The sequence below is a fragment of the Gluconobacter sp. Gdi genome (assembly GCF_014132155.1).
In the GTDB taxonomy this organism is placed as follows: Bacteria; Pseudomonadota; Alphaproteobacteria; order Acetobacterales; family Acetobacteraceae; genus Gluconobacter.
The window spans coordinates 1-23,768 of record NZ_BLJQ01000005.1; the positions used below are offsets into that span (position 1 = coordinate 1).

General features: G+C 52.1%; 16 protein-coding genes and 2 pseudogenes. 8 read left to right on the top strand and 10 right to left on the bottom strand.

Features of this window, described 5'->3' with window-relative positions:
• Positions 1-620: 620 nt before the first annotated feature.
• A complete protein-coding gene (locus tag JN414_RS10455) occupies positions 621-779 on the bottom strand; it encodes a hypothetical protein (RefSeq protein ID WP_202207817.1) in 159 nt (52 codons plus the stop codon).
• A gap of 72 nt (positions 780-851) precedes the next feature.
• Positions 852-1,331 (bottom strand): annotated as a pseudogene (locus tag JN414_RS10460) (transposase); the annotation flags it as partial.
• Between the two features lie 302 nt (positions 1,332-1,633).
• Between JN414_RS10460 and JN414_RS16885 the strand changes: the two are divergent.
• Positions 1,634-2,068, top strand: a pseudogene (locus JN414_RS16885) (IS481 family transposase); the annotation flags it as partial.
• Between the two features lie 58 nt (positions 2,069-2,126).
• Here JN414_RS16885 and JN414_RS10470 read toward each other — a convergent pair.
• The 4 genes from JN414_RS10470 to JN414_RS10485 all read right to left on the bottom strand — a co-directional run bounded on the left by JN414_RS10470 (position 2,127) and on the right by JN414_RS10485 (position 7,728).
• Positions 2,127-2,891: a GntR family transcriptional regulator gene (locus JN414_RS10470; protein ID WP_237389984.1), complete on the bottom strand. Its 765-nt coding sequence runs from the start codon at positions 2,889-2,891 to the stop codon at positions 2,127-2,129.
• Between the two features lie 5 nt (positions 2,892-2,896).
• Positions 2,897-3,829, bottom strand: coding sequence for an N-acetylmuramic acid 6-phosphate etherase (locus JN414_RS10475; protein WP_202207820.1), 933 nt, complete (start codon positions 3,827-3,829; stop codon positions 2,897-2,899).
• Positions 3,830-3,834: 5 nt separating this feature from the next.
• A complete protein-coding gene (locus JN414_RS10480) occupies positions 3,835-5,358 on the bottom strand; it encodes a sodium:solute symporter (protein WP_202207821.1) in 1,524 nt (507 codons plus the stop codon).
• A 204-nt stretch (positions 5,359-5,562) separates the two neighbouring features.
• Positions 5,563-7,728 carry a TonB-dependent receptor plug domain-containing protein gene (locus tag JN414_RS10485; protein WP_308469048.1) on the bottom strand — a complete coding sequence of 722 codons (2,166 nt, stop codon included), beginning with the start codon at positions 7,726-7,728 and terminating at the stop codon, positions 5,563-5,565.
• A gap of 43 nt (positions 7,729-7,771) precedes the next feature.
• Here JN414_RS10485 and JN414_RS16890 point away from each other — a divergent pair, with 43 nt between their 5' ends.
• The 5 genes from JN414_RS16890 to JN414_RS10505 all read left to right on the top strand — a co-directional run bounded on the left by JN414_RS16890 (position 7,772) and on the right by JN414_RS10505 (position 14,430).
• Positions 7,772-7,957: a hypothetical protein gene (locus tag JN414_RS16890; RefSeq protein ID WP_237390022.1), complete on the top strand. Its 186-nt coding sequence runs from the start codon at positions 7,772-7,774 to the stop codon at positions 7,955-7,957.
• A gap of 684 nt (positions 7,958-8,641) precedes the next feature.
• The gene (locus JN414_RS10490) at positions 8,642-8,908 is read left to right on the top strand and encodes a metal-sensing transcriptional repressor (RefSeq protein WP_202207823.1); all 267 of its coding nucleotides are present in this window, start codon (positions 8,642-8,644) and stop codon (positions 8,906-8,908) included.
• 12 nt (positions 8,909-8,920) lie between these two features.
• On the top strand, positions 8,921-10,189 hold the full coding sequence (locus JN414_RS10495; protein WP_237389985.1) for a TolC family protein: 1,269 nt from the start codon (positions 8,921-8,923) through the stop codon (positions 10,187-10,189).
• Positions 10,186-11,343 (top strand): efflux RND transporter periplasmic adaptor subunit, encoded by a 1,158-nt coding sequence (locus tag JN414_RS10500; RefSeq protein WP_237389986.1) that lies wholly within the window; start codon positions 10,186-10,188, stop codon positions 11,341-11,343. The genes JN414_RS10495 and JN414_RS10500 overlap by 4 nt, the downstream gene beginning before the upstream one ends.
• A gap of 3 nt (positions 11,344-11,346) precedes the next feature.
• A complete protein-coding gene (locus JN414_RS10505; protein ID WP_202207824.1) occupies positions 11,347-14,430 on the top strand; it encodes an efflux RND transporter permease subunit in 3,084 nt (1,027 codons plus the stop codon).
• A gap of 56 nt (positions 14,431-14,486) precedes the next feature.
• On the opposite strand, the gene JN414_RS10510 is transcribed toward JN414_RS10505, so the two are convergent.
• The 4 genes from JN414_RS10510 to JN414_RS10525 form a co-directional block, all read right to left on the bottom strand.
• Complete coding sequence (locus JN414_RS10510; protein ID WP_202207825.1) at positions 14,487-15,827, bottom strand: MFS transporter; 1,341 nt, start codon at positions 15,825-15,827, stop codon at positions 14,487-14,489.
• A gap of 50 nt (positions 15,828-15,877) precedes the next feature.
• Positions 15,878-17,545: an FAD-dependent oxidoreductase gene (locus JN414_RS17195; protein ID WP_202207826.1), complete on the bottom strand. Its 1,668-nt coding sequence runs from the start codon at positions 17,543-17,545 to the stop codon at positions 15,878-15,880.
• Positions 17,542-18,486, bottom strand: coding sequence for a sugar phosphate isomerase/epimerase (locus JN414_RS10520; protein ID WP_202207827.1), 945 nt, complete (start codon positions 18,484-18,486; stop codon positions 17,542-17,544). The genes JN414_RS17195 and JN414_RS10520 overlap by 4 nt, the downstream gene beginning before the upstream one ends.
• 314 nt (positions 18,487-18,800) lie before the next feature.
• Positions 18,801-19,709: an ROK family protein gene (locus JN414_RS10525; RefSeq protein WP_202207828.1), complete on the bottom strand. Its 909-nt coding sequence runs from the start codon at positions 19,707-19,709 to the stop codon at positions 18,801-18,803.
• A gap of 216 nt (positions 19,710-19,925) precedes the next feature.
• On the opposite strand from JN414_RS10525, the gene JN414_RS10530 reads away from it, so the two are divergent.
• The gene (locus JN414_RS10530; RefSeq protein ID WP_202207829.1) at positions 19,926-21,065 is read left to right on the top strand and encodes an ROK family transcriptional regulator; all 1,140 of its coding nucleotides are present in this window, start codon (positions 19,926-19,928) and stop codon (positions 21,063-21,065) included.
• A 206-nt stretch (positions 21,066-21,271) separates the two neighbouring features.
• Entirely contained in the window at positions 21,272-23,692 is a 2,421-nt protein-coding gene (locus JN414_RS10535; RefSeq protein WP_202207830.1) for a TonB-dependent receptor, read from the top strand.
• Positions 23,693-23,768 lie beyond the last annotated feature (76 nt).

The following is a 23,768-nucleotide window of genomic DNA, read 5'->3' on the forward strand; positions in this document are numbered from 1 at the left end:
CATCTATGACACCATCACAAACCAGACCGCCCTCGGCGAATGGACCGAACAGGTCCGCTCCCACTTCACACCCGTTCCCTGGACAGACAGCGCCAGAGCCATTCTGGCAGCATTCGACAGACTCATATGATTGTGCCCGAACAGCTTTGCGTCGTCACAGACCCAGGTAATGGCCGTCATGGCAAGCAAATTGTCTGACACACGGGCAATGCGACACCCACGTCAGATCCGTTGAAGGCTTCGAAAAAACAATCTGGCTTTGCGCTGTTGGCCGTGTGTCAATTCTTTCTGCGTTAATTATGGCGTAGAATTTTTCTCTGAGAACCGGAGCGGATAGGCGTAAGGATAAAAAAGGAGTCGTTTGATGCATAATTTAACTAAGGATGAACTGTTCGTACTCGGTAATATTTTTATGGCTTGTGAAGCCGAGGCTGGTTGGGCAGGAACGACATAAAGTACGAATAATCTAGTTGCTTAAGGTTTGACTGAGAAAAGTCCGTCGCGAGGCTTTTGCCGATTAACATTTTTTGGGATTACAGGTCGCCAAAGATGGCCGAGAGCCCTCGAAATCAGAACTACAATGATATAATTAAATAAAAAAATATTATCGTAATTCGAAGTCAAGCTAAATAGAGCAAGTTTTCCCTGATTTTCAGACACCGGGTCGCGTTGACAAAATGCTCTGCCCCGAGCCTTTTAGTGGCGAGGTTTAGGAAACTTATGAAAGACAGGGCGGTTTTGTCGTAGCGGGTTGCGATGCGGCGCATTTGCTTGAGCATGTTGAACATCTCCTCGAGGCGGTTGCGGCTGTAACGCCGCCAGTCTGTTGTCCGTGGAACGCGGCGGCCTTTTCATGAAGGGATAACCGGCAGGATCCTATGGATCAGCAGGGCCTGGCGGAAGCTGTCGCTGTCATAACCTCTACCGGTCAGCATGGCCCGGGGGTTTGGAGCCGGAAGGACTATCAGGGCATCTGTGGCTGTGTAGCCCGAGACTTGGCCTTCGGTAAGGACAAGCCAAGAAGGTGTCCCTGATTGTCGCATCGGGTATGGATTTTGCTCGTAAAGCCGCCGGTGACCCGCCATAATCTCCGCATGACCCCCTTTTTGCGCCCGTAGCCTGTGAATAGGCATGAACCACGGTACCATCGACCATATGCTGCCAGCATCGGTCAGCCCAAGCTCTACCAGGGTTTGCAGCAGAGCATTCCACACGCCCTGTTCAGCCCAACGGCGAAACAGGACATAAAGCGAGTTCCATTTGCCATAGCGCTCATACATGTCCCACCACGGACAACCGACGCGTAGAACCTGCAGCATACCATTGCAAAACCGGCGGTTATCTCCCCCCTAGACGGGCTCAACGTTCGCGTTCAGGAGGCAGGAGCGGACCAATAACCGCCCATTCCTGATCCGTCAGACCGCCTCATGCCATGCCTGTTCTCTCTGTCCCTATATCCCACATACACAAAATGAATCAGATCTCACGCTGATCCTATAAACTTTTGTCACCAAGGCCTAAGTGTTTAGTCTTGGAGTTTGATGGTGTGGTATCTTCACGTGAGTGAAATGAAGCCTTAGGGGACAGATGTGTCATAGCAGCGCCACGGTCACGCCTGCCGAACATGTAATGAGACAAGCCCAAACGACAGCGTTTCAAACGCACTCCCATCGGCTTTTTCCACATCAGAAGTCCAGACCGCCAAAGGCAAGCTTATCCCTTGGGGTCATGATCGGACGAGCAAGTTTGCCGTCACACAACTGATCGAGAAAGCTGATCGGAAGACGGCTCGGGAATTCCTCGAACATCGTTCGACAAAACCCAATCGTCCATGGATCAATGGTCAGGTTGAACGGTTGAATCGGACTCTCAAAGAGGCAACCGTCAAGCGCTTCCATTACGACAGCCAGGAGCAGTTGAAGATTCATCTCAACGACTTCATGGTGGCTTGTAGGCTCAGGACGCTGAGTGGTCTCACGCCTTACGAATATCTCTGCAAAGTCTGGACTTCAAAATCAGAAAAAATCATCATCAATCCAACCCATAAACCCCGGGTCTAAATAGCTAGGATAATGCTCTACACTAGAAAGCATGCTCGTTTGCAAAAGTCAGCATGATCTTTTTCATTAATCACGTTCTCCAGATGTTCGGAGTTCGACTACAAAGTCATAAAGATCTGCGCGATAGCATGAGAATGTTACCTCGAGTATGCGCCCATCAGCGAGGAAGGACCGTCGTTCGATTTCGAGAATGGCGCTCGGTTGCGCAAGATGTAGCAGGTCTGCTTCCTGCACCGAGGCCATTCTGGCGCGAATGCGCTGAAGCGCGCGGACTGGTAACAGGCCTTGCTCTTTCAAAGCCGCATAAAATGAATCTTTGACCAATTCGGGAGATGCCAGATCCCTTCGAGAAATAACGGCAGTCTCGATGGCTAGTGGTTCCCCATCTGCGGTTCTGATCCGCTTGAGGCGAAGCACGGGTGCGCCTGGGGCCATACCCATTGCCATTGCTTCGTCGGGGCTAGCCCCAGCCATACGCTTACCTAGCCAGATTGAACCGGGTTCATAGCCCCTTGCCCGCATATCTTCGGAAAAGCCCATCAAGGCAGACAGGGGTTGCTGGATGCGGCGGGTGACAAAGGTTCCGGCGCCGGGACGTTGGGTTAGAAGTCCCGCATTCACCAGTTGCGCCAAGGATTTGCGGACGGTCACTCGTGAAACGCCGGTGAACTCTGCAATTTCCCGCTCCGGCGGAACGGCATCTCCCCCCCTCAGGGCTCCGCTATCAATCAATTCTCGTAATTGTTCTGCCAGTTGCAGGTAGAGGGGTTTGCGGTCTGCGGGATTAGGCGTCAGTGCAGCGAACAGCTTTTGCGAACTCATCATATGCATGAAAATTACTCGTGTTCCTGGCGGGACGTAAGAGCAGCGCGCAAATTGCCCTCATGGGCAGCAAGAGCACTTTCGGCTTCGTCAATTGTCATGCCGGACCGAACAAGCACTGCTCGCTTGACGTTTTGACCGCTCATTGCAAGTGCTTCAGCGATTTCTGCTGAAGTTCCACCGGCTAACAATTGCACCATCTGTGCTGCTCGTCTTTCCAGTTTTGCATTGACGACCCGCATGTCTACCATCTGCCCCCTATAGCAATGACCCATCTGAATCATGAGCGTGGTGGACAGAAGATTTAGAGCTGCTTTTTGTGCCGTCCCAGCCTTCAGGCGCGTTGATCCGGCAATAACTTCAGGGCCGGTGACGATACTGAGACCCATCTCTGCCTCCCTGAGAAGCCGGCCTTCCGGATTAGAGCTTATCCCGACAGTCAGTGAACCTGCTTCTCGCGCTGCGGCAATAGCAGCACAGGTATACGGTGTCATGCCGCTGGCCGCGATCCCTAGAACAACATCGTTGGTCTCGGGGGTACGAGACAATATTTCGGCGCGAGCCATATCTTCACGGTCTTCCGCTCCTTCGACAGCTTCGAAAAGCGCTTTGGTGCCTCCAGCCAACATCAGAACCAGACGCTCAGGATCCCACCCAAACGTGGGTGTGAGTTCTACACCGTCCTGAAGGCCGACACGCCCAGACGTACCGGCGCCCACATAAAAAAGACGCCCCCCTGCCTGTAGCCGAGGAAGCGCCGCCGCTACAATCTTCGCAATTTGCGGGACGGACGTTTTAACAACTGCCGTTGCAGACATCTGAGCTTCAGCAAGCGCATCCAAAATGGAACTGGCTGGCCAAAGGTCAACGTCCACATAACGGGGATCCTGAGATTCTGTGCCCGAGGAAGCCTGTGACACAAAAGCATTTTGGTCCTTAAGGGCCATAATTATCAGTCCTTTGAAGCGTCGGGAGCATACGATGAGGGTCGAAATATTCCCTCTGTAAGTACCACTGAAATAGCTCCTGGAATAAACGTCAGGATAATGCCTAACGGAACTAACCAGGGGAAAGCCACGTGCCAGTTATAATACTGTAGTGCACCCATCATGACTGCCATGCCTGTCAAGGAAATGGAAAACCCCGTTAAAGCATCCTTCAAGCGTGCTGATGGGTATAACATTCCAAACAGAAAGGCGCCTAGCGTCGGTCCATAAGACCACCCTGCGATTGTTAAGCCCAAAATTACAGCCGATTGTTGACTCCCTGTGAACCACAGTGCGGCTATCACAAGAGCACTACTGCAAAGCAGTGTTAGTACTCTTGGTGCAAATAGCGGCCCCTGCCCTAGCTTCAAGCGTGTTTGGCACGGCTGAAGCACCTGTCCCGGTAATGGGCCGAAATCAGTTAAAATAGCGCTCGCCATTGCGTTTAGGGTTGAAGATAGTGATCCCATCGTCGCACTGAGTACGCCTGCAAGGAGCAAGCCTCCCAATCCGGCCGGCAATCCCGAGACAATAAAAGTCGGAAAGAGGTCGTCTGGAGAGTGTAGCCCCAGAGACATCAGCGAAGTGCCCCCGTTGCGTATCCATAGCTGCACTCCGATCAGTGACAAGGCTCCGAACAGGAACGCGATAACAAAGGCACTTCCCATCAATGCAAAGCGCGCATCTCTCAAGCTTCGTGCGGCAAGAAGGCGCTGAACCATGAGTTGGTCAGTTCCGTGAGACGCAACGGAGAGAATAGCCCCTCCTACTAACGCCGCTAATAGCGTAAAGGGATCAGACAGCATGTTGTCCATATTTATATGATGAAAAGGTGCCAGGTGACCTGATCTCCAAGCTGTCGACCAACCTTCAGGAGAGATCTCATTATTCAGCAGTAAGACACAAATGACTGCGCCAAAAAAATAAATGCAGAGCTGAATAGTATCCGACCATACGACCGCTCGGAGGCCACCCAGCATCGTATAGGTCATCGTAAATACCATGATGAGGCCCAGGACCCAGATGCGGTTCATGGTAATCCCGTCGTGATTAAGCATCCACATGATTGGAATGAGGCCTGCTGATAAACGTACACCTTCTGCAAGCAACCGTGTTATCAAAAAGGCCGCTGAGGCTGCCCGCTGCAGTCCAGATCCAAAGCGATGCCCTAGATACTGGTAGGCACTTGTCATGCGGCCCTGAGTATACAGTGGCAAAAACCATATGGTGACAATCAAGCGGCCAATAAAATATCCTGCCGCGAGCCCCAGAAACACCATACCGCTTCCATAACTTACTCCCGGAATACTGATGAATGTCAGGGTTGAGGTCTCGGTGGCGACCAAGGACAGGCAGATCGCCCACCATGGAAGATCATGAGCGGCTGAGAGGAAATCTCCGGGAGACTTCTTTCGGCGTGAAAGCGTGATAGCCAGAACAGGCAGCGCAATGAAATAAGCACAGATTACAGCAATATCGGCAAAATGCATGAATGTTCCCTCATAGGCCTCAACTGCCATCGAATCTTAATAATACCAAAAAGATACCTGATAATTCGCTCCTTCCCTTCGCCTCAGATATGGAAACACGCATTCAGACTCTACTTTAAATCTCTGTTTGAAATTGCACATGCGATGGATGAGCGCTTGGGACAGTCCTGCACTATTTCCAGAGCGCTCATTTTCTCGCGTGTTTCAAAATCCAGAGGAGACCGAGACTATTCCTGCAAATCCGCCCGCGACGTTGTACGTTGGTGCACTGGCGGCGATCGCTGTGCCATACACGCCTGTTGTGGCATGAGCGTTTGTTGCAACAGAATACGTCGAAGAGAGGTAGCCCTTGTTGCCAAGCCCAAGATTGACCAAATTCAGCTGAATTTGTGGGCGATGAAGGAAACCAACAGAATTAAATCTGTAGCCGAAATTCATATTCAGGGTTTCGTATGCTGGCATCTTCTCATCGTTCATGAAGGTTGAATATTGACTTCCAACATAATTGAACAGAAGACCACCAAATGCATTACCATTATCGTACAGGATACCCACTGAGGCTGTAAATTCTGGCGTATTGACAGCCATTTTTCCTTTTGTTCTCAGATAATCACCGCTAGATGCTCTCAGGTTGTTATCGATCGTCGCGTGAATATACTGCCCTGAGATGTAGGGACTGAAGTGATGCCAAGGTTTGAGGCCTAATTCAATCGTGGCGCCACGAGAAGTTTGCCCGCCCCCATTGATGGAGGAACTGACGCGCGTTCCACCGACCATTTCCGTGGTGGAGACCTGACGGTTCGTAAAGTTGTAATTAAATAAAGCCACGTTGACGTTTACAAAGCCATGATGGCGATATCCAAGCTCTTCAGAAATTGCGTATTCTGGCTTTAGATTCTGAGCGTGACCACGCGTTTGTTTGCCAGTGGAGACGATGATAAAATCAGCGTAACTTGGCCATCCTGCGGGTTCAGCAAAGCCGGTTGTTCCGTTAACGAAAATCTGGTCATTAGGTGTGATCTGATAACTTGCCATCACTTGAGGAAGCGGGACTGCGTCGCTATTGCCATTTCTGTATGATGGTAGTCCGGGCATGATTTGAGTGAGTTGTCTCGTAATCATACTCTCTTTGAATGCGGCAGAGAGTTTTAGGCGGTCATTCAGCGCACTATATTCATCGACAATATAGGCCGTATTGGTCTGCTGCATGAAGTTAATATTGTAGCTGTGCAGGACATCGCCCGATGCAGAAACAACCGGGTATTTTCCAGACATGCTGCCGATACTACCATTCGCATCTGCAGCAGCATATGTTGCGGCTTCGGGCTGCGCAAAATATGCGTACCAGTATCCTACCGTTAGGGTATTGTGACCATGTTTCCATGACAACGAAGCATTGAGCCCAGCATTATTTTCTTTGAACGTGTCCGTAATCGAAACGGGGAAAGAGCCGTTGTAAGATGGCGATACGTTCAGGTTTCCGGCTGGAATGTTTCCGTAATAGCTGCCGGTATTGCTCAGAGTGCTACCGACATCTCCATACCCATCGGAATGCATGTAATAAGGGGTAAGGTGCGCAGTAAGCTGATGCCCTAGGTCGAAATGCATCGGAGCGCCGATTGTAATGGCATTCCGGACATTTTGCTGAAAGCGATAATAATTGGCGCTGCCTGGGATATAGTCCTTTTCCCAGTTAAAATTGGTACCATACTGCTTCCACTGGGTCAGTGTCGGGAAGCGCGGGTAGAAACTGGTTGTGGTGTTGTATGAGACCAATAGCTCCGCTCCGCTATGTCCCCACTCTTTTACGGTCTTGTTGTCCATATGATAGCGGGTCGTGTAGCCTGGACCGCGCCAGTCTTCTGCATGTGTATGGGAAAAAGAGGCATAGGACCGGATGCCGGTGTGCCCAATTTCTCCGGTATCTATCCGAAGAAATTCGCGGTCCAAGCTGTAAGACCCGCCGCTGAAGTCCGCATACCCGCCCGCATGGTCTGAAGGTGTTCGTAAAGTCTGAGTTAATTCGCCTCCTACAGCGTTATAAAGCGGAGATGTAGGTGAAGCTGAACCTTGCGTCAGGTCTACGCGAGCCAGGTTTTCGTTATCTACGTTCTGTGTTGTGTAAAGCTTATAATTCGAAGGATCCGCAGCCGGAATGCCATCCATCAGATAGCCAATTTCAGTCTGTGCCATCCCTCGGACCGTAAGGTTGATGCGTTGATCATCCAACCCCAACGGATCATTCCGCCCTACGGCCACGCCCGGCATGCTAGCAATCATGGAGGCCGTATTCTGCGTGGGCGGCTGATGCGCAATGAAGTCTCGAGTGAAGGCACTCCGGGCCTTTGGCACAGTCTGCGGCGGCATCATGCCCGCTCCCGCAGAATGCCCGCTTGCTCCATCAGGAGCGTTATTGGCTGTAACCTTCACTTCTTCAGCTTCACCTGAAGCTGAAATTGATTTTTCTTTTTTGCTTTCTGGTGCCGTTGGCGATGTAGATTTTGCCTCTACAGAAACTGTAGCCCAAACAGCGCACCCCACCCCTAGCATAAGAACCCTACGATACCGCATCACCGCTCCCCTGCCCATTTCTGGTTGAGATGATCAAACCATCAGTAATACCTTTGTAATACCTATTAATTTCGATTGTAAACCGATTCTCATATCGGTATCGGAATACATTCCGTGTCGGTCTAAAATAACGGTTTTGAAGTTTCTACATGAAAGTGGAAAAGTCATGATGGGGCGATCTGTAGTCGAGTTGAGCCATCATTCGGGGTTCCATCCTGTCGAGTGCTGGCGTTCAACGCGCAGCATGAACATCGTTGAAGCAAGAAAATTTCCATATTTATTTCATTACTTTGGAATAATCGCGCATCGGTTTTCGAAATGGAGATTTTATATCGGTTAGCTATTTCAGGTAGCCTGCCTTACCAAAAGGGGCTGAGACAAAAGCGAAATGACGATGCTCGCACGCGGCCAGATGATCCTTCACTCACGTCGATTAGGGCGCGGATGTCATTCATGTATGTGTTGGCCGTTGTCGGCTCCTTCATGACTCTTTTTTCTCAAACCATTCACGACCTTCATCGGATGTTAAACGTCCGGTCATAAGCCTTTCCAAGGATGACTCTATTTTCTTCATATTCAGCTAGAAAATAATGAAATGAAATCGCCTGGTTTCCTTGAGATCGGGAATCATCCCACATGCTCCGGGAAATTTTACTCTAATTGTTCAAAGTGTGTCTTTACTACCCCCTCCCCCTCAGGGTAGGGAATGGGCATGGCACACGAAACGCACCCTCTCCTTAAGCCCCGTCTGAAGCAGGCGCATGGGCATATCGTCAAAGTTATTGAGATGATGGAAGCAGGAAGATCCTGTTCCGACCTTGCTCAGCAACTTGCAGCCATTGAGAGTACCATTCGCGGCGCGAAGCGCCTGCTTGTGCAGGACCATCTTGAACATTGCATTGTTGATGCCGTGGCCGAGGGCAAGATGAGCCGTGAGGACGCTATTCAGGAATTTTCCTTCCTTGTGAAATATTTTTGAGGAACAGGACGAGTGCGCGTCTCAGCACAGCTGCGTTTCCTGAAACCTCGGGAAATTGCTTTGGCCTGTCTGTTGTCTGTCAGCTGGGCTTCACATGTATCGGCGGCAGATGATGTTATTATCCCGCTTCACACTGCGTTAGGTGCAGCTTGGGACAACGACCCGGTCCGACGCGAACTGGCAACCAACGCTCAGTCTGCCGATGCACGGGCAGCCGCAGCCAAGTCCTGGTTTGCGGGAGGTCCAATCCTGACTGCAAGCTATAGTGACGATCGGGCCTCGGGGACCAATCTGGGGTACATCACATGGCAAGGCGGTGTGTCTGTTCCTCTTTGGTTGCCCGGCCAGGGGAGTGCAACTGAGCATCTGGCGCAGGCGGATGCCAAAGCTGCCTTGGCCAAGGTTGAAGTGGAACGCATGGCGATTGCGGTGCGGGTTCTGGAACAAAGTGGTGCAGCTATTCTGGCCGATCGGCGCGTCATTGCCGCGCATATGCTTTTGCGATCCATGGAGCATATTGCGTCTCTAACGTCCCAGTCGAAAGCTCAAGGCGAGACAACGGGCGTTGAAATGCAAGCGGTCAACGCACAACTTGCAGATACCCGATCAGAATTGGCGCAGGCCGAAGAAAATCAGACGCGAACCCGTGCAGAACTTCTGTCTCTCTTGGGGATTCCTGGCCTTCCTGACATTCTTTCCGCACAGGCTCCATGGCTTGCTCGAATTCCTGTGGGTAACCTTCAGGCGCTGGAAAATCTTGATCCTCGCATACAGTCTGCCCACCGTGCTGTAATGGCTGCGGAAGCAGACATGCATCTGGCCCGTTCCAGCTTCATGCCTAATCCCGAAGTTGGCATAGATGCGATTGATCAGGGGCAGTATGGCAGCCCTTGGGCCACGCAGGTGGGGGTGAATGTTCGTGTCCCGCTTCCGAGTGACGTGACGCATACGCCTCTTCTTTCTGCGGCTCAAAACCGGCTCGCCGCTGCTACCCGTGCTGAGATAGAAGCACGACGCGCGGTCCACACCGAATTGGTTCAGGTCATGGCACGTGTGACGGCAGCCCGAGAAATGCTGACACAATCCCAGACGAGCGCATCTCAGACCATGAAGCGTGCAGACGCAATGGAGCGATCCTGGCGTCTCGGCGAAACTTCGTTGATTGAAGCACTTCGTGCCAGAACGGACGCTTGGCGTGCCCTTCTTACCCTCAATCAGGCTGAAGTCGCCTGGCACAGTGCCATTGTGCGCATCTGTATTTCCACAGGGAAACTCCCTTGAACACTAAATGGTTTTTGACGGTCTGTCTGTTCGGCATGGTGTCAGCAACGTGCCATGCGGCAGTTCCTTCCTGGCTCAAGCCCGTCACTATGAGCGCGGCAGCGCAGCAAAGCGAGAATGTGTCAGTAGTCCCGGTCAGGTACGGAGAACTGCACGCGCGTCTTCCTGCAATGGCCAGTGTCATGGCCAATTCGACCCATTCGGTCATGATCAGGCCAGCGGGAAGTGGTAAGGTAACGGAGGTGTTGGTCACGCCGGGAGAGCGCGTCCACAAAGGACAGATTCTGCTCACATATACCGATCACTCCTTGCATGAACTCTATCTTGAGCAAGGCCAGACAAATGCGGCGCTCAGTTCCGCGCTGGCTGCTGTTTCGGAAGCCGAGAAGGCCTATCAGCGCGGTCGCTCCCTGAGCGGGACAACCGTCTCCTCCGGAGAAGTCCAACGCCGTCTTGCGATGCTTCAGCAGGCACAGGCCACTCTGGCAGCAAAGCGAACCGACAGTGAAACCATAAAGCACCGTTTGGAAGAAGAATTCACATCAGCGACTGAGAATATTGGGCACGGTGAAGATTCCCGGCTGATTTCTCCCATTGATGGTGTCGTTCAGAACGTCAGTATTGGCGTGGCTGATGATATCACGAGCGGTGACGTCGTGGCGACCGTAACAGATCTTTCCTCTGTCTGGATTGTTGCAAGTATCCGGCCGGAAGATGCGCAGGATCTTGTTATTGGTGGACAGTTTTCCGTACGTCCTTCAGGTCATGCGAACCAGCCTCCGCTTTCCGCGCGCATCAGCACAATCAATGATGCTGCCGACGCTGATACAGGCCTCCTTCGGGTTATCGGTACATTTGACAAACCGGCTGCCAATCTCAGGCCTGGGACAATGCTCGACGCCACACTTGAAACAATGCACGGTGCCAAAGGGCTTATTGTTCCCACTGCCGCCATACAGCAGCTCGACGGACACGATCTCGTCTACACATTGTCAGCGGGCACGGTATTCCAGCCTCATGAAGTGCGCATAGTCCTGTCAACGGATGATGAGGCCGTTGTTCTGAGTGACCTGTCTCCTGACAGTAAGGTCGTTAGCAGCGGCAGCTTTGCACTTAAAAGTGCAGCAGTCTTTTCAGATTCGAGCGGCGACTGAGACATGCTGGCGTTTATCCAGAAAAATACCTTTCTTTTATTCTGTCTTGTTGGTGCTCTTTTGGCCGGCGGCCTTCTGACTATTCCCGGCCTTCCCGTTGAGCCAGTACCAGACATCTCCCCCAAGCAGGTCATGGTCTCTGTCACAGCCCCGGGGCTCGCGACGGAAGAAGTCGAAAAACTCATTACCTTCCCACTTGAAACCAGCCTGACAGGCATCCCAGGCGTGACGGACCTTCGGTCTGTCTCCCGTACGGGTGTATCTGCTGTTTACCTGCAATTCTCGGATGCGACAGATATTGACCTGGACCGAACGCGGGTCAGTCAGCGCCTGCAACAGGCACGGGATACGATCTCGGTTCCCGGAACATCCATCACGATGGGGCCACTCGCCACCGGTATGGGCGAAATCATGCAGATTCAGATCCTTGGGGCTGGTTATTCCCTAACGGATCTCAATCGGATCATGACCTGGACCGTCGTGCCTCAGCTGAAACTCGTGCCGGGTGTGGTTGATGTCAATGTTAATGGTGGCGCGGAAGAGACTTTTGAACTCACGCTCGATCCGTCCAGAATGGTGGCGTATGGCGTTTCCATCAGTGACATTGATCAGGCCATTGAGACCAACAACGCGTCCTCGGGCGGAGGATGGATTGCGCATCATGATGAACAACAGGTCATTGTCGCTCGTGCGCGCGTCACAGGTCTTGAAGCGTTTGGTCTGATCCCCGTCAAGATGGGCCCCCGTGGGCACGTCATTCGGATCCGCGACATGGGTAAAGTCGAGATTGGTTCCCGCACCCGATTAGGCGCCGTAACGCGTGATGGTCAGGGTGAGATCGTCAATGGTGTCATTCTGATGCAGAATGGTGCCAGTTCAAATGCAACTCTGGCTGCGATCAATGCAGCTCTTCCAGCGATCCGGCAGTCTCTGCCTTCCGGTGTTAAACTCGATCCATTTTATACGCGTGCGACCCTGACGTCTGAAACAATCGGGACCGTCAAGGAAAACCTTCTGATAGGCGCCATTCTCGTCATTGGTGTTCTGATTGTCGTGTTGGGAGACTGGAGGGCCGCATTCGTTATCGCGTCCGTCATTCCGGCGGCTCTGATCTTTGCCATGGCGGGTATGCGGTGGTTTGGCGTGTCTGCCAATCTGTTGAGCCTCGGAGCCATAGACTTTGGCATGATCGTGGACAGTTCACTCGTTGTTGTGGAGCATCTTCTGGCAACGCGGAATCAAGCCAACACCAAAAACGACTTCAGAGCCCTTGCCTACAAAGCCCTGCTGAGCGTTATCCGTCCTGTCAGTTTCGCGATTTTCATCATTATTATCGTCTATCTCCCGATCCTGACCCTGCAGGGGATTGAAGGGAAAATGTTCCGGCCCATGGCGCAGACAGTCATCATGGCGCTGATAGCCTCCCTGCTTTATTGCATTGTCTGCATCCCTACCCTCGCCGCTCTAGTCATGCGGTTTGGTCTCGTTGATCGGGAAACGCGGTTCGTGCGATTTGTACGTCGTTATTACGAGCCAGTTCTTACCTGGAGCGAGCGTCATGCAAAACTGCTGATCGGTATTACACTCGCGACGTTTGCCGTGGCATTGCTGCTGGCCTCCCGAATGGGGGGAGAATTTGTTCCTCAACTTGATGAGGGAGCGCTCCTTGTCAATTCTCTGAGGCTTCCGAGCGCGTCTCTGGATACCGTTCTTCGAAGCGTGACAGAGGAGGAACGGATCCTCAAAAATTTCCCCGATGTTGCTACTGTCGTCAGCAATACCGGCACGTCAGCGATCCCGACTGACCCCATGGGAACAGCTGAAACAGATACGTTCGTGTTTCTGAAGCCTCGATCTGAGTGGACGACAGCAAAGACGGAAGCAGGGCTGGTCAAAGAGATGAGTGCTGCCCTTGCTGAACGCCTGCCGGACGCAGAGTACTCGTGGACACAGCCTATCCAGATGCGAATGGACGATCTCCTGTCCGGCGTCAGGACACAGCTCGCAATTTCAATCTACGGAGATAATCTGGAGATGCTTTCACGGCTCGCCAATACGACGATCAGGGCAATCAACAGCATCCCGGGTGCGGCAGATGTGAACTCCGCTAGTGAAGGCACAATATCCTACATGCATGTTGATGTAGATCGGGATTCAGCCGCTCGCCTGGGGGTGAATGTTTCAGATATTCTTCAGACTGTAGAGGCGATTGGTGGCCATACCGGGACGTTCATTACGCTGGAAAATGCCATCATTCCTGCTCAGGTCCAGTTTGCAGGTGATGCTGTCAAATCCATGGATCGGATTGGCCGCCTTCAGATACGGCGTGCGGATGGCAGGGGGTGGGTTCTACTCAACGAAGTTGCTCATATCTCGCTGATTAATGGCACCTCTCGTATTGATCGGGACAGTCTGCGCAGGCGCATCATCGTTCAGGCGAATGTTCGCGGTCGCGACGTCGCAAGTTTTGTGAAGGAGGCACAGACTGCTGTTAAAAAACAGGTCGTTTTGCCGCCAGGATATCGGATGGCTTGGTCAGGTCAGTTTCGCAATCTGCAATCGGCGAGCCGACGGTTGAGTATTGTCGTGCCCATCGCTCTAGCGCTCATTTTCATATTACTTGTGGCCGCTCTTTCCTCCCTTGGTACCGCAGCTCTGGTGTTTGCGAACTTGCCTATGGCCGCTACAGGAGGAATTTTGGCGCTTGCCATGCGGGGAATGCCCTTCAGTATCGCGGCTGGCATTGGTTTCATCGCTTTGTTTGGCGTCGCCATTCTTAATGGAGTGGTTCTGGTTTCGCAGATCCGGACCTATCGTGAAGAAGGCATGGAGGCCGCTCAAGCGGCGTTCGAAGCAGCGCGGGTCCGGCTCCGTCCTGTTATTGCGACAGCGTCTGTAGCGAGCCTTGGATTTTTTCCTATGGCGTTCTCCGGAAGCGCTGGGGCTGAAGTGGAACGGCCACTTGCGACTGTTGTTATCGGAGGGTTGATCTCTTCAACTTTGCTCACGCTCTTGGTTCTCCCCTCTCTTTACGCCTTCTTTTTCAGTCGGCATTCAGGTTCAAGAAAACGTCTGTCTACTTCCTGAGGTGCCCAAGATTAAAAGGCTTTTTTGTCTCTGCAATTGAATCTGGCCCAGTAATGTTATGGGGAAGAGACTAAAAAATCTTTCCAAGACCCTTGGACCGATCTCCAGAGTATTAAAAGACCGTACTGTATTATGACCGATACCAGTGGCAGAACAACAAAACCTGTGGTGACCCATATCGCTGTAGTGTGGTTTATCACAAGGGCAGATGCATCATAACGTCCGTAGGACAAACAGAACGCCAGAACAAACCCTGTGACGCCCATGGAGACTTTTGAAATCAGTGTGTTGATAGAATAAGCCAGACCAGCGGCTCCTGTACCATCACCAGCACGGCCGTTATCAATGGCGGTGGCAAGAAAAACGTATGAGATAGGAGACATTAGTCCCTGTCCTAAGGCCAGCGCAACGAAAGCAATGAAAAATCCTGGCAACCATGCTCCGGAAAGAAGCATGGTTGCATAAGCGACGGCTTGGAGCGCAGTCGCCATGGTGGCTGTCTTCATAATCCCGAAGCGACGCGCGCTAATCGGGCAGCATGATGCCCCTATAAAACTGCAGACACTTGCAAGCGTCAGAACCGCTCCGCCCAAGCCATCTGTTCCGCCGAGAACGCATTTCACATAGTAAATGGCAAATCCATACAGGGCAGCGATGACGATGAATTGCTGGAAAACGATTGCGTTGCAAATCAGCCAAAGCTTGTTTTTGAATAATAATTTCAGTGTCTTACGTATGTCATGTCGTGCAGGTACGGTTGGATAACGTGCGACACAATTTTTGGCGACCACTCGCCACAGAATAATTCCCAAAAAAGACAGCAACAGGACGAATATTGTAATTCCTCGTTGCCGGTGAGCCATGCTGCTTCCCCCTCCAAGCCAGGTGACGGCTGGAATGGTCAATGCAGCGATACAAAACTGCCCAACCTGACAACCCATCATTCTGAAAGAATTCAGATCCACTCGCTCTCTTGCAGATTTGGTCATCATAGGGGCTAGTGCGCCGTACGGGGTGTTAATGCAGGAATAAACAGCCCCAAATATAATATAGGTTCCCCCGGCCCACAGTATTTTTCCTGTGGGGGAAAGCGGAAATGGAAGGAAGCAGAAGAAATCAGCAATACCAAGTGGAATTGCCAGATTGCGAATCAGAGGCCGAATAAAGAGGCCGCCTTTTCGATCCACAACCCAGCCAATTGCCGGGTCGCAGAACGCATCGAACACGCGCGCAAAAAGCAGAATCCAGGCGACAGACGCAGCCGGAATACCGTAGATATCAGTGTAGTAGAACATCAGGTACGCTGACGTCAGACCCCACATCAGATTGGAAGACAGGTCTCCGCAACCATAGGCCAGTTTCTCGCGACGAGAGAGTTCGTTTGGCTGGCCTGTCATTACTACTCTCCAATAGCGGAATGAATTTGAACGTCGTATCGAGCTACTCTTTAGAGGCGTCCCGCCTTTAACTCTTTGGCTAGATGCTCACAGGCACGAATACTTAGTGCCATGACTGTCAACGTCGTTCCGAGCGATCCTCCTGTCGGAAAACTGGATGCATCCGTGACATACACATTGGGGACTTCCCAGCATTGTCCGTATGAATTCAGGTACGACGTTGCAGGGTCAGTCCCCATTCTTGCCCCGCCACTTTCATGAATGGCAGCACCCATTATCAGACTTTTTGGAAACATTTTTCGCATAAACCACCGGATCGGCCAGGGCTGGTCTGGATACATGCCCGCGCCTTTCTGCCCCAAGCCCAGTGGGGAGGCCCAGAAATCCACCAGCCCGCCACCACTTTCTATCATGTCCGCACTATCCTGAATCTGGCGTTCCAGCATCGCGCGCTCATTGGTGTGAAGACCGCAACTGATATGTGGGAGAGGAATGCCCCAACGGTCTTTACGGGAGGAATTCAGCGTAATCCGATTGTCTTCATACGGAAGCATTTCGCCGAAACCCATGAGGGTAACGGGCAGATATCCCTGAGCATCCGGACCGGCATAACGACCAATCGACCCCTGATAAGTGTAGCCACCGGAGAAAGACGCGTCCCGGTGATTTCCAATGTTCGCATATCGCGGAACATATATGCCGCCGGTGGGGCCAAACAGAGGATGCTGGGGCAGTGTTTCCGGTAAGCCTTCACGCACTGTAGCGGGCCAGCGTCCAAACATCAGATTTGCACATTGATCCATAAAATATCGGCCGAGCACATCTGAACTGTTTCCAAGCCCTGAAGGATGTCGTGGACTACGCGAGTTCAAAAGCAACCTGACGCTTTCAATGGGGGATGCACAAACTACAACAGCTTTCGAAGCAACGGTGCGGCGTTTGCGTGTTCGGCGATGGATAAAGGTTACACCCGTCGCCTTTCCACTGACGGGATCGGTTTCAATCCGTTCAACGATCGCTTCAGATTGAAGCGTTGTTCGTCCGGTTGCGAGGGCGGCGTCCAAAGCGGCCGGCAATGGCGAACTGTTATAACGGTTGAAGCGCCATGCCACTGTATGGCGATCTGTCCAGCGTGCTTTTACTGTGGCTCGAAACCCTCTTTCCTCTGGTGTCAGGATTGCAGGCTCAGCCATAATGCCGTCAGGAGCAGTGTTTACCCCATCATTATTCCCGCAAATTCCAAGAAATCGCTCTACTTTTTCATAGAATGGCATCAAGTCGGCGTATGACAGTGGCCAGTCGTCGGTTCCCGTTCCGGAGCTTCGCCCTTTGAAGTCTGCGTCAGACCAACGGAAAAGGACACGCCCAAAGACATGCAGCCGGCCACCTGTCTGCTTCCCGCGGATCCAGAGGAATGGTCGTCCCTTGGGGGTCGTATAGCCGTGTGCCCAATCATTGACGAAAAGGTGCCTGAGTTGCTCTTTGAAAAAGGCGACGCGGGCCTGAATCGGCTGCCCCAAAAGCGTTGCCTTCACGCGAGGGAAAAGGGCTGTATGAGCCCAGTTTCGACCGGCACGCGGCTCGACATCAGACTGCTTAAGCCGTTGTCCCGCCTCAAGGACCAGCACTGATAACCCCTGCTCTGCAAGTTCTTTCGCTGCAAAGCTTCCTGCGGCCCCGGACCCCACAACAATCACATCATATGTGGCCTCTTTCATACACAGGGCCTCTCTGCATGGCCATATATGCTCTCAATGAACCTGGCACCACTTTCCAGGACTTCTGCAGGATGGGCGCAAGAATCCATTTCTAGGATGGGGCCACATTTCAAAGGCGTCTTTTCCAGGAGATTTGCCAGCTCTGGAAAATTGACACTGCCCTGCCCTATAGGGCGGAAATACGGGCGATGCTGAACGTAAATGGTCTCATCGATTGTAATTGTAAGCGGCATTATACCCGAAGCGTCCTTCCAGTGCATCGCCACGACGCGCTCAAGATGACGATCCAGTAATTTGACCGGCTCGCCGCCTTCAATGGTGACATGCGCTGGGTCCAGACAAAGAGAAACATAGCGTGGGTCAGTCAGGAGCATGAACAGATCTACATCCCGAGGGGCGCAGAAGACGGAGTTTGCCTCTGTATGCAAAGCCAGAGTTACACCTGCACGTGCAGTTACTGCACCCATTTGATTTAACAAATCCGCCATGGGTTGAGCGAGTGCCATATCGACGAATTGGACTGGCTCCGAAAGCCACGTTGTTCGGCACGGAAGGCCAATGACCAGTATCTTCCCCCCTACGGAAGCGAGAAACTCTGCCGCTGCAGCCACCGCCTTCAAAATTTTTGGTTCTGCTGAACGGTGCTCTGACAACGGGATGCGGTCCAGATCCGCAAAGAAACTCGACCAAATCTCCAGATTTCTGGTTTTGAGTTCGCGGAGCAGATTTTCTCTGGAGCCAAAAGCGTGCAGTGCACTCTCCCAATTAAAGGGAGGGAATGTTAGTTCTATTCCGCTGACGCCAGTGCCGGAGAGCGTATCCAGAATTTTTGTCCAGAAAAAGCGAGGGTCTTTCTCTGCAAGAAGTTGAATTTGTTCTTCGGAAGATACCCCCCAGAATTCGGGATTATAGAACGTAATCAGATCAGTTCCCGTTTTCATGCAGGCTCCTTCCGTCATCTCTCTCTCCGGCCGGAAAGCGAGGTATTTGCACATGAGATTCATTTTATTATGAAGAAGAAACGGATGGCGTGCAATCGTTTGCCAAAAGAGGCGCAAGCCCGTTCTGCTGCACGGTAGGAGGCTTACTGTGTCCTATAGAGATGCCAGAAACTCTTGGCTCGCATGTTGAGTCGGGCAATTTTCACGAATGGTAACATTTTGGACTATGCGCCGCTTTATCAAGCGTCAGGACGCCTCTCGCAGAGTGTTATCACTTTTCACAGCGCTAATCTCATTCGGGTTGGCAATTTTGCCTACTTGCTAATGAGACACGCTGCACCCAGCAGGCCTGCCTCGGTTCCCAATGTGGCCTGTACCAAAAGTGGCTTGGTGGTGGGGTAAAGGATTTTGTCCCTCACGGCACGATCAAGCGCAATGATGAGACTACGGGAATTCCCTAACCCACCTCCGACTGGAAGGATCCTGCCGCCCGTGATGTTGATAACATGTGCCAGAGAAGCAGAAACGTAAGAGAGGTAGACTGAGAGCGTCCGTTCTGCCTGTTTTTCTCCTCTTTCCCACGCGGCCAGGATGCTGCGGCTATCAATGGATTCTCCTCCGGCCCAAAGATGCAGCCGTTCAAGTGCTCTTGCACCCGCTATCGTGTCCAGACAGCCTGACTGGCCGCAACCGCATTTAAACAGCGGAACAACATCTGAATGATCGGGTTCACACTTCATGAATGGTGGAGCTAAAACAACAGGAGAGTGGCCCCATTCTCCTGTAATTCCACCGAGGCCGTTCACGATCTCACCATTCAGGACATGGCCACCGCCAATGCCTGTCCCTAGAATGATGCCAAATACATTGTTGTGGCCCTGAGCAACACCAAATCGGGCTTCAGCTAACGCAAAGCAATCTGCATCATTGGCGATCAAAACGGTCCGATTGGCTTTTTTCTTTACGAGTTCTCTTAGTGGAGCCTGTCTAAGGCACGGAATGTTGGCAGCATGCACAATACCGGTTTCAGGGTTTTCGACCCCTGCAATCGCTATGTGGAGTGGAATTCCCGGCCACGGAAGGCAAAGCGTGACAAGAGCCGCGACAAATGTTTCCAGATCATCAACGGGGGTTGGTACAGCTACCCGGTGTTCCAGCTTCCCCCCTGGCTTCACGACGGCGAAATCAATGAATGAGCCACCTATATCTGCACAGAGAATCATATATGCGTCCGTTTGAAATTAAGGCGACCAAACCTGAAAACATGCAGCCAAAGTCTCACAGACAGGTCGGTTTAATGACGCAGATTCACTACGCCCGTTATCGGGTTAGAGATTGGAAAGGTCTTTGTAAATATATTGGTGTAATTCCTTGGTTTATAATTTAGACAAAAAACTATCCTACCCCACGCGTTCCTGATGGGACGAACAGGAAAACCAATGCTCTCAACTGGCCACTACCAGATCCTCAGTACCCTCAGTCGTGAAGGGTCGAAAAGCCGAACTGAGTTGGCTCAGTTTCTCGGATTGAGCAAAGCCACGATTTCGGGTCTGGTCCGTGACCTTCTCGACAAGGACATCCTGTCCGAGCGAGAGCTTGTTTTTGGTGTGGGGCGACCATCGGTTTCATTGGCTGTTAGAGCTGATGCAGCATGGTTTATCGGCATCTCCATGCAGGACGATCCGATGGTTCTCGTTTTGACGGACCTGCACGGTACGGTTCATGCGCGCGTGGAATTGCCTCGCCTTGCAAACCCAGAAGAGTGCATTAGCACCCTCGCCGAAGCCACAGAACACCTACGCCAGACTATGGGAGAAATAGGCGACAAGCTCTCCGGAATTGGGATTGCGCTCCCTGGCTTTGTCTCAAGGGACAGACATACGTGTGTTGCCTGCACTGCTTTAGGCTGGAGGGATATAAACATCGGCACCGCCATGGCAGAGAAGACGGGTCTTCCGACCTGGGTGGAAAATGATGCCAAGGCCCTGATCTTGGGCGAAGAACTCTTTGGTCCGCTCAGAGGCAGCCCCGATTTCAGCATGGTTTTTGTCAGCCATGGCATCGGATGCGCGCATATCGTCAACGGGAAGCTGTTATGGGGGAACTCTGGAGGGGCCGGAGAAATCTCGCACGCCCCTGTGACGCTGGAAAATTCCGATGCCCTTCCCTGCCGCTGCGGTAACAAGGGGTGCTTGGAGACCGTTGCTTCACTGCTGGCTATTTCCAACTCAGCGCGAAGACTAGGACTTCCAACCGGCGCTCAGGAGCTAACAACCTTGGCAACTAGCGGAAACCCTGAAGCATTGACAATTCTGCATCGCGCAGGATCGGCTATGGGTATCGCAACGGCGCAACTCATCCAAATGCTGGATCCAAGCCACGTTGTCGTCATGCTCGACGCAGCACTGAGAAACGGGGTTTACGGCCATGCACTTCTTCACGAAGCCGAATCCCACATTCTGAATCGCGTCGGCGCACGGACCATGATTCATTTCCGTGATTTTGAGCCGGATAGTTTTGCAAGGGGCGCGGCCAGTCTTGCCGCGCGATATTTCATTTTTGGTCAGGATGATGTCTGAAACGACCCTGGACAAAAGAAACCATCAAAATTCGTGCTTTTTTAGCAACAGTTTCGAATTCAGATCGAAAATTGTTTTGTTCGCATTGTGAATTAAGTTTCGCTTCTTTGAGACCTATTGCGTACTAAAACACGGCTCTGCATGATGATTGCCACAAAGAAACGAAAGAGCGGCGCTGAGACGGGCCGTAGAGTGGAGTTGTCACAATGCGCATAACATTCCGTCAGCTTTTGGTTTCCTGTGTCACGATGGCCAGCCTCGTGAGCGTAAGTGCAAATGCACAGGATAACAAAGCTGCCCCCGCCTCATCCAAGGGCTCCTCAACCACCAAGGCTTCTGCCACGTCGCGACATTCCAACTCTTCAAGCCCAGGCCCCTCCGTTCTGGGGCAATTTACCCCGTCGGTGGAAGAGATTTCGGTTACAACCCATTCTCTGTCAGCAACGGGCGTTACGAACCGCACCCCTGGCGGCGGTCTCATGCCGCATCAGACGGCTCCACGATCCCAGAGTGGAATCACTCGTGACTTTATCGCCAAGCAGTCACCCTCTTCCAATATTACGTCACTGGTTGCGGACCTTCCTGGCGTTACCGTTTCGAGCCAAGACCCTTACGGTATTACTGGCGATCATATTCAGATGCGGGGCCTGAACCAGACGCAGATCGGCTACCTGTTCGAAGGCGCTCCCCTCGCCGATCCGATCAACTATGCGCCTTATACCAGCACGCTGGTTGATACAGAGAACCTTGGGGCTGTTACGGTTTCTCAGGGATCGCCTGATCTGAATGCACCATTCTACAATGCTGTCGGTGGGCAGATCACAGCGTCTGCTCTCAATCCATCGAAAAAAGCTGGTGGCTTTATCGATGTTGCTGGCGGGTCTTACAGCTTTAACAAAGAATTTCTCCGCCTCGAAACGGGCAATATTGGCAACTCAGGTATTCGTGGGTTCGTGTCTTTCTCTCACACCAGCTATAACAATGGTGCTCGTGGACCAGGTGGCCTGTTCCGTTATCACGTCGATTCAAAATTCGTAAAAGAATGGGGCGACGGGAACAGTATCTCTGCAATGTTCTCCTATAACCGTCAGCAGGCAACATCATGGCGCTCGCCAACGATGGCGCAGTGGAAGCAATACGGCGTTGGCTTTGCCTACTCCCCGACGTTCTCTCCGGGCAATGCCTCTTATTACAAGCTGAACCAGCAGAACCTGAATCAGCAGCTCGTCGTCGTGCCGATGCACTTCACACTCTCAGATCACCTGCATCTCCAGGTAACACCATACTATGTGCACCAGTTCGGTCCCTCTCTTGGTGGCGAGAACATTCCTGCGAGTGGCGGATATTACGGAACACAACAATACGGCAATCTTGACCGTGGAACGGTTGTTAATGGTAACATCCTGACGTCCAGCCGTGATCCCTGGAACCAGAAAACTGGCGGCCTCAATACTTCTGCAGACTGGAACATCAGCAGAAGCAACACGTTCTCGTTTGGTTGGTGGTACGCGTATACAACACATGAAGAGCTTTCAGATTTCACGCCTGTCAACGCAAACGGTGTGGGACTCTCAGGTGGCGTAATCCGACTGAACGGCAAGATCTTGTCCGGTTACGACCTGAATTTCATGCAGCAGGTCAACACGCTGTTTATTGCTGACACCCAGAAGCTCCTGAACGATAAGCTCACGCTTAGCGCAGGATTCCGGGTTGCCATGGTGTCACGTCAGGGTACCAACCTGATTCCAGGTGCTGATCCCTACAAGATGCAGGGCAATTATTTCGAGCCGCTGCCGCAGTTCTCTGCCAGCTATCAGATTACCAAGCAGGATCAGATCTATATCAACGGCACCACGTCTTTCCGCGCACCAGAGTCTGTTGAAGCCTATTCCCAGATTTTCGATCCGAATTCCGCTCATGCTGTGATGCAGCCGCAGAGCCTGAAACCTGAATACTCGATCAGCGAAGAAATTGGCTATCGTCACCAGGACAAACTCTACAACTTTGCGATGTCATTGTTTAACATCAACATCACGAACCATCAGGTTACATCAACGGGCTACATCCCCGGTACGAACATGATGGTTGCGTCTCCGATCAATATTGGTGGCCAGACGTCTCGTGGTGTTCAGGCCGAATTTGGACTGGCGCGCTGGCACCATTTCAGCCCCTATGTGTCTGGTCAGTTCCTGCACTCCACGTTTGATAATGACTTCAACACAGGCAGCGGTCTCCTGCCGACGGCCGGCAAGATTGCAGTTGGTGCCCCGAAGTTCACCGCTGCAGTCGGCCTGAACTATGATGACGGACACTTCTTCGGCAACTTTGATCTGCGATATGTGGACTCCCAGTACACGACGTTCATGAACGACCAGAAGATGCCGTCGTACATTACGTCAAACATCGCACTTGGTTACCGTATGAACTCGTATGGACGTATCAAGCACCCACAGATTCAGTTGAACCTCACTAATCTTGGCGACAACCATTATCTATCCGGTTCGAGCTACACCTCCAACGCCAAGGCCCACCTGACCTCCACGGGTGCGACCGCAAATGCCAGCGCACCAGTTTATTATGTCGGTGGCGTGTTCGCGGCGATGGTCTCGCTTTCCACAGGCTTCTAATTCCCACGACAGGCTGCTGATCACATCAATATTGGTCAGCAGCCTATTGAGAGGGCAATCTTTTGTTCAAGTTTCC